Origin of the sequence: Blautia sp. 1001283B150304_161114_C9 (assembly GCF_015668165.1) — a bacterium.
Taxonomy (GTDB): domain Bacteria; phylum Bacillota; class Clostridia; order Lachnospirales; family Lachnospiraceae; genus Blautia_A; species Blautia_A wexlerae.
This window is the reverse complement of sequence record NZ_JADPGO010000001.1, coordinates 277,307-289,325: the sequence shown is the minus strand read 5'-3', so window position 1 is coordinate 289,325 and position 12,019 is coordinate 277,307. Positions and strand designations below refer to the sequence as shown.

At 39.7% G+C, this 12,019-nt stretch carries 10 protein-coding genes; 9 read left to right on the top strand and 1 reads right to left on the bottom strand.

The genetic code is table 11. The annotated features are described in order from the left end of the window. Positions 1 to 122 precede the first annotated feature (122 nt). From I4V44_RS01250 to I4V44_RS01220, 7 genes are all read left to right on the top strand, one after another. On the top strand, positions 123 to 533 hold the full coding sequence (locus I4V44_RS01250; protein ID WP_008706239.1) for a hypothetical protein: 411 nt from the start codon (positions 123 to 125) through the stop codon (positions 531 to 533). 434 nt (positions 534 to 967) lie between these two features. Then, positions 968 to 2,155 (top strand): pyridoxal phosphate-dependent aminotransferase, encoded by a 1,188-nt coding sequence (locus tag I4V44_RS01245; RefSeq protein WP_118759293.1) that lies wholly within the window; start codon positions 968 to 970, stop codon positions 2,153 to 2,155. Continuing rightward, a complete protein-coding gene (locus tag I4V44_RS17845) occupies positions 2,152 to 3,504 on the top strand; it encodes a sedoheptulokinase (protein WP_118759294.1) in 1,353 nt (450 codons plus the stop codon). Before I4V44_RS01245 ends, I4V44_RS17845 begins: the two co-directional genes overlap by 4 nt. Positions 3,505 to 3,916: 412 nt before the next feature. Then, the gene (locus I4V44_RS01235) at positions 3,917 to 4,627 is read left to right on the top strand and encodes a DUF4163 domain-containing protein (protein WP_118759295.1); all 711 of its coding nucleotides are present in this window, start codon (positions 3,917 to 3,919) and stop codon (positions 4,625 to 4,627) included. A 365-nt stretch (positions 4,628 to 4,992) separates the two neighbouring features. Beyond that, a complete protein-coding gene (locus I4V44_RS01230) occupies positions 4,993 to 6,801 on the top strand; it encodes a Na/Pi cotransporter family protein (protein WP_008706243.1) in 1,809 nt (602 codons plus the stop codon). A gap of 208 nt (positions 6,802 to 7,009) precedes the next feature. After that, positions 7,010 to 7,264, top strand: a complete 255-nt coding sequence (locus tag I4V44_RS01225) for a hypothetical protein (protein WP_008706244.1) — start codon at positions 7,010 to 7,012, stop codon at positions 7,262 to 7,264. Positions 7,265 to 7,346: 82 nt separating this feature from the next. Next, positions 7,347 to 8,339: a Fic family protein gene (locus I4V44_RS01220; protein ID WP_062808130.1), complete on the top strand. Its 993-nt coding sequence runs from the start codon at positions 7,347 to 7,349 to the stop codon at positions 8,337 to 8,339. Between the two features lie 162 nt (positions 8,340 to 8,501). On the opposite strand, the gene I4V44_RS01215 is transcribed toward I4V44_RS01220, so the two are convergent. Beyond that, a complete protein-coding gene (locus I4V44_RS01215) occupies positions 8,502 to 9,635 on the bottom strand; it encodes an ROK family transcriptional regulator (protein ID WP_118331185.1) in 1,134 nt (377 codons plus the stop codon). A 281-nt stretch (positions 9,636 to 9,916) separates the two neighbouring features. On the opposite strand from I4V44_RS01215, the gene I4V44_RS01210 reads away from it, so the two are divergent. Both I4V44_RS01210 and I4V44_RS01205 read left to right on the top strand, forming a co-directional pair. Next, the gene (locus I4V44_RS01210) at positions 9,917 to 11,533 is read left to right on the top strand and encodes a mannitol dehydrogenase family protein (protein ID WP_119250510.1); all 1,617 of its coding nucleotides are present in this window, start codon (positions 9,917 to 9,919) and stop codon (positions 11,531 to 11,533) included. 47 nt (positions 11,534 to 11,580) lie between these two features. Then, positions 11,581 to 11,973, top strand: coding sequence for a VOC family protein (locus I4V44_RS01205; protein WP_022381321.1), 393 nt, complete (start codon positions 11,581 to 11,583; stop codon positions 11,971 to 11,973). Positions 11,974 to 12,019 lie beyond the last annotated feature (46 nt).

Sequence of the window (12,019 nt, the reverse complement as noted above, 5' to 3'; positions counted from 1 at the left end):
TTTCTCCCCTACCCAGTTACATATATCAGTTCATTATAAAAAGCTTAGATTTTTGTCTTGACAACTGAACCACTATAAACAGGTGAAATCTCAATCGGTATTTGACATAGGAGTGCGATTATATGAAAAAGAAAATTATTCTATCAATAGCATTTATTATCAGTTTATTACCAATGTTCCTTAATCAATATGGTGGGCTAAAAGGCGTACAGGAAATCACAGGTTTAATAAATTTGCTCAATCCCATTGGAATGGTGTCTGTTATTTTGTTTGCGGTGGGTGTATGGTTTCCCTTCAAGGAACAGGTTGTTGGCAAAAGTTTAGGTGCATTAGGCACAATTGGTATTGTTGTTTCTGAGATATATAAGTTCTTCACATGGCACGTAATGAATATAACGGGCGAAGTAAGTATCCATAAAAGCATTAGATTTGCATTCCCAGAGTTTTATATTGGTTTGATAATTTCTATTTTAATGGTGGTTACATATTTTGTTATCGACAAGAAAGTAAGTGCTACATCTGTTTCAAATTAACAGACAGATTCCAGTTTGTAGAATTCAAAAATTTAATATGAAATGTGAGATAGAGCGTATGGAAATTAACTATACGTTCTATTCTTTTTGCCTTTTTTGAAAAAAGTGATTAAAAAACTATTGACATTTTGTTACTGGAGGAGCGCAAAGATTCCTTCTGAATAACTGCTTCGCAGTTTATCAGAAGGAGCTTGCACTCCTCCTGATACAAGCAAGTTCCCACTCACTGCTTATTGCTTTTCGCAATTAAAGCAGGGGACTTACTTGACTTCGGCTAAAAAGATGAAATATAGTATATTGTCGCACATTGACACTTTACCATGATAAGGTTAAAATAAAGATAAATTATGCACTGCAAGAGAAATTGGACAGTTGCGATATTATTCTGAATTTCGGTGGTTTGCCGGGATTATTTGGACAGGAGCGAATATGTTATGATAGCAGAAAAAATGAAACCTTATGTAAAAAATAATTCAGCCATCCGTATGATGTTTGAGGAGGGAAATCGTCTCAGAGCCATTTACGGTGCGGACAAAGTTTATGATTTCAGTCTTGGGAATCCGAGCGTTCCGGCACCGGAGTGTGTGAAGGAGGCTATTATTGATCTGGTGAACGAAGTGGAGCCGACAGTGCTTCATGGTTATATGAGTAATGCAGGATTTGAGGATGTGCGCCAGACGATTGCGGAATCTCTGAACCACCGCTTTGGAACTAAATTTGCAGCGAAGAATCTGATTATGACAGTTGGAGCAGCCAGCGGTCTGAATGTGATTTTCAAGACGATCCTGAATCCAGAGGAAGAAGTGATTGTTTTTGCACCATATTTTCTGGAATATGGTGCATATGTGCGCAATTTTGATGGCAAGCTTGTGGAAATCTCTCCGGATACGACCACATTCCAACCGAATCTTGAGGAGTTTGAGCAGAAGATTACAGCAAAGACAAGAGCAGTGATCGTAAATACACCGCACAATCCGACTGGTGTTGTATATTCAGAAGAAACCATTAAGAAGCTGGCAGCAATTCTTGAGAAAAAACAGAAGGAATTTGGCAGTGTAATTTACCTGATTTCTGACGAGCCATATAGAGAGCTGGCTTATGATGGTGTAGAAGTTCCGTATCTGACAAAATATTACGATAATACTATTGTTGGCTATTCTTACAGTAAATCTCTGTCCCTTCCGGGAGAGCGTATCGGTTATCTGGTAATTCCGGATGAAGCAGATGGAAGTGAAGAACTTATTACTGCAGCGGCTATTGCCAACCGTACTATCGGATGTGTCAATGCCCCATCCCTGATGCAGAAGGTGATTGCCAAATGTGTAGATGCAGAAGTGGATGTAGCTGCATATGACAAGAACCGTCTGGCGTTATACAATGGACTGAAAGAATGCGGATTCGAGTGCATCAAACCCCAGGGTGCATTCTACCTCTTTGTGAAATCACCGGTAGCAGATGAAAAAGCGTTCTGCGAAGCTGGAAAGAAATACAACATCCTTATGGTTTCGGGAAGTTCCTTTGCCTGCCCGGGCTATGTGAGACTGGCTTACTGTGTATCTTATGATACGATCATTAATTCCCTGCCGGAGTTTAAGAAACTGGCAGAGGAGTTTGGATTGTGAAAACGGCGGGGATTGATATTGGGACAACAACGATAAGCGGTGTTGTTCTGGAAAAAGGAAGAAACGGACAGGCAAAAATTCTGGAGGCAAAAACTGTAGAGAACGGTTGCTTTATCGAAACCGGAAATGAATGGGAAAGAATACAGTATGCAAAAGAAATTGTAGAAAGAGCAGTGAATCTGCTGGATTATTTCCTGGAGAAGTATCCGGATGTTGAGCGGATTGGGCTCACAGGGCAGATGCATGGAATTGTCTATGTTGACAAAGAAGGAAATTGTGTCAGTCCGTTATATACATGGCAGGATGCCAGAGGAAGTATCTGCGATGGGGATCAGATTCCTTTAACAGAAGAAATCCGGGAAAGATGTAAAATCCATGCTGCTTCAGGGTATGGGCTTGTCACACATATTTATAATATCAGACATAATCTGGTTCCGGATTCGGCTTTGAGTTTCTGTACGATCATGGATTATTTTGGAATGCATTTGACAGAGCGTAAAAAACCATTGGTACATGTGAGCAATGCGGCAGGTTTGGGATTCTTTGACAGTCGTAAGATGTGCTTTGAGAAAGAAAAACTGGCTGAAATGGGAGTGGACGTAAACTGGCTGCCGGATGTCTGTACGGAAATAGAAAAACTGGGTACATACAGAGGACGGACAGTTACAACTGCAATCGGAGACAACCAGGCAAGCTTCCTTGGCGCAGCAGGTGATGAGGAGAATATATTACTGGTCAATATGGGAACCGGCGGACAGATTTCTGTTCTTTCCAGTCAGTATTTTTCGGGAGATGGAATTGAGGCAAGACCTTTCCTAAATAGGAAGTATCTGCTTGCAGGAGCATCTCTGTGTGGCGGCAAGGCATATGCGCTTCTGGAACAGTTTTTCCGAAAAATTGTAAAAGAAGCGACAGGGCAGGATCAGCCATTATACAAAGTAATGGAAAAGATGGCAAGAACAGGGAAAGATTTGAATAGTGAAAGATCTGAAAGTCGAAAGATTAAAGTGGAAACAACATTTGACGGTACGCGGGTGAATCCGGAAAAAAGCGGCAGTATTACCCGGGTAAGTTCCGAAAACTTTACACCTGAAGACTTCTGCTATGGTGTTCTAAAGGGAATGAGCACAGAACTGTATCAGATGTATATGACTATTCAGAATGGAACCGGCATAAAGATCAGGCGTATGATTGGTTCAGGGAATGGACTGAGAAAAAATCCGGTACTGTGCGAAATTATTGAGGATATGTTCAATGCAGAACTTGTTTTGGCAGAATGTGAAGAGGAATCTGCGACAGGAGCAGCAATGAGCAGTAGTATGTATAACTATAGCAACTCCACCAGATAATAAAATGAAGCAGTGAAGCGGATTGTGAGTAACCAATTGATTTTAATACTGGAATTTGAGGAAAGAGAGTGTCATGCAATCATTAAAAGATGGTTACGTGGTACTTTCTTTTCTGTTTTTTATTTTGCTTCCAGATGTTTAATCATACGATTTATAATCTGTTCTGCTTCTTTTGGAGAGTAATAAGTATCCGGATCCATATTTGTAAATTTCAGGTGATGTATCTATCATATAGCAAAAAACTACAAATTATTCAGAACCTCCAAATTGGTAGGGATTTGCTTGATTTGGTTAAATATGTATTGAGATAAGATAATATGTAAAATTTCAATAATGTGCTTTATTTGTAGTTGGAAAACAGGCTTGTTAGTAGTAAAATACAACTATAAATAAAAGAAGGGAGATTTCAGTTATGAAAAGAAAAAAGTCCATATGCAAATCGTTATTTACTATCTGTTTGATTCTAGGACTGGCTTTTGTTTTACCAAACATTAAACCTGTTCCGGTTATTGCAGCGTCTAAGGCTTCTTATGAAATAATAAATAAGAAGGAAATAAGAAAATATAAAAACATGAGTGCAAAGTATCTTTATCAGTTACCACAGCTAAAGGGAAACAGTGCGGCAATTAAGAAAATTAATAAGTCTCTCAGAGCTGATTATAAGAAGACTCTTTCTGGTAAAGAGAGCTTGTTTGAGTATTTTGAGGGAGACAAATATAATTCTTTTCGTCAGGATTATGGTGAGAAATATTATGACACAGTGACATGTAAAGTTATGTTTAACCAAAATGGATATATCAGTTTTAGATATTCATGTAAATGGTATGCCGGTGGAGTAGGTAATGTTTGGGAATATGGATTGACTTATCGCCTCAAAGATGGGAAAAAGATTGGAATTCAGGATGTGCTTGCAGGAAGCAGAGATTCCGCAAAACAAAGAATTGCCAGTACGTATGCGAATAAGATATCCAGCAGGGGATATGAACCAATTATGAAGATGAAATACTCTGAATTCTGTTTTTATATTAAACCAGGCAAGAAAGTTGTAGTATGTTTTGGACCGTATCAGCCAATGGGAGGAAATGGAAAATCTTCTATTACGATGAAGGGAAAAATAAATTAATATCAAGTTGGTATAGGGTGACAGAAGCATGGTATGAGTTTAAATCATATCATGCTTCTTTACTGTCCGATTTATTGTATGTTATTTTTCGACATGTTCTGATATATTTTGGAGCATGCCGGAAAATTTTATGAAAACTGCAAAAAAATTCAGGAAAAAAAAGACAGCATTTTAAACGCTATAGAAAAAATGTAATTTTTGAAAAAACAATTATTGTAATAATCTCCCGAACGTGACATAATAAGAATGGAAAAGTAAAGGGCAGGTTAAATTCTGATTAGAGACAGGTAAAATAACCTGCTTACATTATGCGCCGATTTTCTGAGATGAGGTGGGAAATCAGGCAGACGACAAAGGAGAAAATAATGGGAATTTTTTCAATGATATTGTCATTACTGAGCGGAGTAGCGTTATTCCTGTTCGGTATGTCATTGATGGGCGACGGCCTGAAAATGGTTGCCGGAAATAAGCTGGAAGCTTTCCTGTATCGAATGACAAACACACCGCTGAAGGGAGTTGCTCTGGGTACTGGTGTTACCAGCGTGATTCAGTCTTCTTCTGCCACAACCGTTATGGTCATTGGTTTTGTTAACTCAGGTATGATGAAACTGAAACAGGCCATCGGTATTATCATGGGAGCCAACATCGGAACCAGTATTACCGGATGGATCCTCTGTCTTTCTTATATTGACGGAAAGAACGGAATTGCGAAGATTTTATCTACAGCAACAATTTCAGCAGTAGTAGCGATTATTGGTATTATCCTTCGCATGGCATGTAAGCGTTCCGTGCATAAAAATATCGGTAATATCATGCTTGGTTTTGCAATCCTGATGACAGGTATGCAGACAATGAGCGGTGCTGTTTCACCACTAAAGGACAGCCCCACATTTACAAACATGCTGACAATGTTTTCCAACCCGCTGATAGGTATTCTGGTAGGTATTGCATTTACCGCAGTGCTGCAGAGTGCATCTGCCACAGTCGGTGTATTGCAGGCGTTATCTGTAACAGGTATCCTGACATTCTCCAGTGCATTCCCGATTGTTCTTGGTATCGGTGTAGGTGCTGCCTGTCCGGTTCTGATTTCAGCAATCGGTGCGAATAAGAATGGTAAACGTACAGCACTTGTTTATCTGATCAATGACCTGTTTGGTCTTATCCTCTGGTCAGTGATCTTCTACACTGTAAATGCTGTTGTGCATTTCGGATTTATGGATATGATTATGTCACCGGTTGCAATTGCTTTACTGAATACTGTATTCCGTGTAGCAACAGTATGTGTTCTTTTCCCGTTCATACCGAAGATTGAGCAGCTGGTGTGCTGGCTTGTAAAAGACAGTGCAGAGGAACTGGAAGATGAAGCAGACTTTGATCTTCTGGAAGAACGTCTTCTGAATTATCCGGCACTTGCTATTGGACAGTGTCATCGTGCCATGAGCGGTATGGCAAGGAAGCTTCGCAAGAATGTCAACCGTGCCATGAATCTTCTGAATGAATATCAGCAGGATAAATTTGATAAGGTACAGAGAAAAGAGAACCTGATCGATAAATACGAAAGCCGTCTTGGGGAATATCTGATGAAGCTCACAAAGCATGAGATGAACAGTGCCCAGACAAGGCAGGCATCCCTTTATCTTCATACCATCAATGACTTTGAGAGAATCGGTGACCATGCATCCTACATTGCCTATATGTCCAGTGAAATGCATGATAATCACACTAATTTCTCACAGGAAGCCTGGGATGAGCTGAATGTAGTAATGGAAGCAGTTCGTGAGGAGATCAATCTTACCTGTCGTGCATTCCTCAATGATGACAAAGAGATGGCACAGAGAGTTGCACCTCTTGGAATGATTATCACATCCTTATGCAATGAGCTGAAGATGCATCATGTAGAGCGTCTGAGTAACGGCAATTGCGGACTGGAAGAGGGAACTGTATATACAGACATTCTCAACAGCTTCAACCGTATTGCAGCACATTGTGCAAGTGCAATGGTAGCTCTCCTTAAGAGTGGGGACGAGAATCCGGATATGCATATCCATGATTCCAAGATTTACCCATCTGACAGCGTGGAATATTATACATACTTCAAGGAATATCGCCAGAAGTATGAAATCGTAAAGAACGAGGAACACATGCGAAGCATGGAACCGGAAGAAGTAGAATAATACTTTTATACTACAAAGCAGTAAATGTATATGATATAATGACAGCAGATGATCTGGAAACGGATGTCTGCTGTTTTTTCGTTATAGTTGCCGGGCGTGCAGATGGTGGGAATGATTTTTCGAATACGCTCCTGCGTGTGCAGGCTGAGGAGCCAGCAGACAGGATCATTTTTGTAAAAACAACACCCCAAAGGAGGAGAAATTAATTATGTTATTCGACAGCAGAACAGTTTATCTCGGTGCATCCAGAGACAAATATGAGCAGTATTGTAAAGCCTTAGATTCAGAGAAAATCAAATACAAAACAAAGAGAGTCAACCATGAAGAAAAAATGACAGCCCCGGGCAGGGGAACTGCCCGCAGTATGGGTGGGAATTTCGGAACAGATAAAACATTGTATGAAATCATGGTCGGAGAGAAAGATTACGACAATGCAATGGGGATTCTGACAGCACTGAAGTAGACGGAATCTATCCTGAAGAAGAAAGTATGCAAAAAAGTGTGCAAGTTAATGTGCAAGATAACGGAAATTCTGGAGGTGTTTTGTGGGAGAATATAAACCGCCATTTACAATAACAAATGAGATATTATCATATGTGTCTTCAATTTCTGAAAAAATAGGGCGAATCACGGCAATCAGAAGTCTGGAAACAAAACCGCACCTGAGAAAGAATAACCGAATTAAATCTATTCATTCATCTTTAAAAATAGAAGCGAATTCTCTTTCTCTGGGGCAGGTTAGGGATGTAATTAATGGCAGGCTTGTACTGGGGGAACAGAAAGAAATACAGGAAGTTAAAAATGCATATGCGGCGTATGAAAGCCTTTCGGAAATTAATCCCTATAGTATAAAAGATTTAAAGAAATTTCATGGGATTATGACAAAATATCTTGTGGAAGAATGTGGGGAGTTTCGCCATGGAGAAGAGGGAGTTTTTAATGGAGATGAATGTATTTTTATGGCACCTCCGGCGCAATTTGTACCGCAGCTTATGGATGAACTGTTTGAATGGATGAAGAAATCAAGGAATAGTGTTCATCCATTGATTATGAGCAGTGTATTTCATTATGAGTTTGTCTTTATTCATCCATTTGCTGATGGTAATGGAAGAATGGCAAGATTATGGCATACTGCGATTTTAGCTAAATGGAAACCTGTATTTGAGTTTATTCCAATCGAAAGTCGGATTGAAAAATTTCAGGATGAATATTATGATGCGATTGCCAGATGTCATGTTTCAGGAGAATCTACCATTTTTATAGAGTTTATGTTGTCACAGATAGACAGGATTCTGGAAGATATTTCGCTTCAGATGAATGAAGAAAATGAACAGTTTTCAGAAACTGTCAGGAAAATGCTTGAAATCATGGAGTATGATACGCCTTATACAAGAAAAACACTTATGGAAAAACTGGGGTTAAAGTCCAGAGATGGATTCCGCAGAAATTATTTGCAACCCGCACTTGAGATGAATTTGATCCAAATGACATTACCAGATAAACCGAATAGCAGAAATCAGAGATATATGAAAGTATGAATAGCAGGAAGCTTATCTGATTTATAGCAATCTATAGCAATTCCATAAAATAATGCAAGCAATCCAGCCCATCATAGTGTGAAGTCCTGCGTCAGATATCTTTCTTGTCTTTCGCACTCTGCTGAACTGTCTTGATTGCATTATTTATAAGGCTTGCCATAGTTAAACGGATTGAATAAATTTCTCTACATAATGCAGAGCCGCTCCGATTGCCGGTGTATATTGTCCGTTGGTACCGACCAGAATCTGTGTTTTATCCAGTATGAATGGTGCGGCTGTATGGAGATGCTCTGCCAGATATTCAATATCTTCTTCTGTAAAATAAGGTGCCAGATATCCGCTGAGGATGATCGGTGCATCGATAACATGGTTAAGATTCTTCATGGCAAATGCCAGATGGTTTAAAAAATCTTTCCAGATCTGTATGATCTGGGGAGATTTTTTTTCGCGCATAAGAGGGAAAAATTCTTTGGCAGGAATACCTGCAGCCTGTTCCAGTGCATTGGCAGAGCAGTAGGTTTCCAGGCAGCCGCGGCTGCCGCAGTAGCAAAGTGGGCCGTCGGGATTAATACACATATGTTCAAGAGTTCCGCTGTGCATGGAGATTCCCTGATGAATCTGATGATTGGTAATGATGCCACCGCCCAGATTTCGGTTCAGCAGGATGATAACAGCGCTGTCAAGCTCCGGATGATTCCATAATTCAAGGAACGCAGCTGATTTCGAATCATGTTCCAGATAACAGGGATAAGGAAGATATCTGGAAAAATCATTCAGTTTCATGCCAGCGTTATTCATGATATCTCCATATAGTACAGTAGTATGATCCGGGGATGTGATACCCTGTGTGGCAATGGAGATGCCAAGAACTTTGTCATTGTCATACTGGCGCGATGAGATGAATTCTTTTACTGCGTCAGTAACCTGTTTATAGTAATCCGGTGTGTTGGAATATGGAAGCGGAATGGTATCTGTATAGAAAACATTTCCATACAAATCTACAGCAGTAATATGAAACATCCCTTTTAAAATACCGATGCCAATGGAAATTTTAAAATCTGATACAATCTGAAGGGCGTTTGCCTTTCTTCCACCGGTGGATTCAAAGAAACCATTTTTTTCAATAAGACCTTCCTGTTCCAGAAGATTCAGGTTCTGACTGACAGTGGATAAACCCATCTGCAGTTCCTGAACGATCTGTAGCTTGGAGGTCGTTTTTTTTCTGTAAATGTACTGGTAAACCTTTGATTTATTTATTTTCTTGAGACTAATGTTGGTCAATCCCTTTTCACTCATAATATTCTCCTGATTATGTTACAAGATAATGTTAAGTTTCAGTTTTATTGTAGCATAGAACGAAAAAAAAACAATAAAAATATCCGGCACGATCAGCAACATCAATTTGTCAGCACACTATAGTAAAATAGACAAAAAAGTTGTTTGAAAATTAGAATTTCTGTCAATGGATTTTTTAAAAGAAAAGATATATACTCAACTTACAGTTAAGATATAAACGTAAGTAAAGAACATAACAATAAACAATAAGTATCGAATAAGACAAACAAGGAGGATATAACATGAAATTATCAATCAATGGAATCAAGGAACAGGAAGCATGGAAAAAGGCAGGAATCGCTCTTCCGGGTTATGATGTAGAGGCTGCCTCTGAGAATGCAAAGGAGAATCCGGTATGGGTTCACTTTGGTATCGGAAATATTTTCCGTGTGTTTATCGGTGGAATTGCAGATGGTCTTCTGGAAGAGGGAGTTCTGGATCGTGGGATTACCTGTGTGGAAACCTTTGATTATGATGTAGCAGACAAGATTTATGATCCATATGACAATCTGGGATTAAGCGTGATCCTGCATGGGGATGGAACCCGTGAGTATAAAGTAGTCGGAGCTTTTGCAGAAGCAGTGAAGGCACAGTCTTCTAATGCAGCACAGTGGAAACGCCTGAAAGAAATCTTCACAAGCAAATCCCTGCAGATGGTTTCCTTTACGATTACAGAGAAAGGCTATGCATTACAGAAAGCCGACGGAACATGGTTCCCGTTTGTAGAGGCAGATATTAAGAATGGTCCGGACAAAGCGGCTGGTGCCATGGCAGTTCTGGTTGCAATGCTTTATGAAAGATATAAAGCAGGCAAATATCCGATCGCACTGGTTTCCATGGATAACTGCTCACAGAACGGTGCAAAGCTTCGCGAGTCAGTACTGACAATGACAGAAGAGTGGAAGAAAGCAGGATTTGTTGATGAGGGATTTGTAAACTATGTAAGCGATGAACAAGTAGTTGCTTTTCCATGGACAATGATCGATAAGATCACACCTCGTCCAAGCGAGCAGATTGCAGCAGATCTTGAAAAGCTGGGTGTTGAGAACATGCAGCCGGTGATTACAGGTAAGAAGACATACATTGCACCATTTGTCAATGCTGAGAAACCGCAGTATCTGGTAATAGAGGACAGCTTCCCTAACGGACGTCCGGCTCTGGAAAAAGGTTTCGGTGTATATATGGCAGACAGAAATACAGTTAACCTTTCTGAACGTATGAAAGTAACAGTATGTCTGAATCCGGTTCATTCTGCTACAGGTCCGCTGGGAGTAGTTCTTGGATATGATCTGTTTGCGCATATGCTTAATACAAATGAAGATATGATGAAAATGGCACGTATGATTGCTTATGATGAAGGTCTTCCGGTAGTTGCTGACCCTGGAATCCTTTCTCCCCAGGCATTTGTGGATGAGCTTTTTAACGATCGTTTTCCAAATGAATATCTGGGAGACACAAATCTTCGTCTGGCAGTAGATGTATCTCAGATGGTTGGCATCCGTTTCGGCGAAACAATCAAAGCATATGTACAGAAATTCGGAGATGCTTCCAGACTGACAGCCATTCCGCTGGGAATTGCAGGATGGCTCAGATATATGCTTGGTGTAGATGATGAAGGAAATAAATTTGAACTTGCACCAGATCCAATGAATGAGGAACTGCAGGAACAGTTTAAGGATATTGTAGTAGGTAAACCTGAAACATTTAAGGATCAGTTAAAACCAATTCTTTCCAATGAGCGTCTGTTCTTCACTGACCTTTACAAAGACGGTGTGGGAGAGAAGGTTGAGGATATGTTCCGTGAGATGATTGCAGGACCTGGAGCTGTAAGAGCAACAATACATAAATATGTTGGATGATTTTCATCAGATGGATATTATAACTGACTTTCAGGAGGAAAATGAAAATGAATTTAAAAGAACAGTTTAATGGAATTCAGCATATTGGAATTCCGACCAATGATATTGAAGCAACCATTGATTTTTATAAGGCTCTGGGATTTGAAATTGCTTTTCGTACAGTAAATGAGGAAGCAGATGAAGAGGTTGCTTTTCTGAAATTAAATACACTTGTTGTTGAGACATATGAGAATAAAGCAGCTAAGATGGAAGCCGGTGCCATCGATCATATGGCGATTGATGTAAAAGATATTGAAAAAGTATATGAAATGATTAATCAGGCAGGATTAAATACAACCAACGATACCGTTCATTTTCTTCCCTTCTGGGAAAACGGAGTAAAGTTCTTTACAATTGAGGGACCGAATAAAGAGAAGGTTGAGTTTAGCCAGTATTTATAAAAGGGACAACTGTCCACAAACTGACATAATTCTGAAGATCGTATTC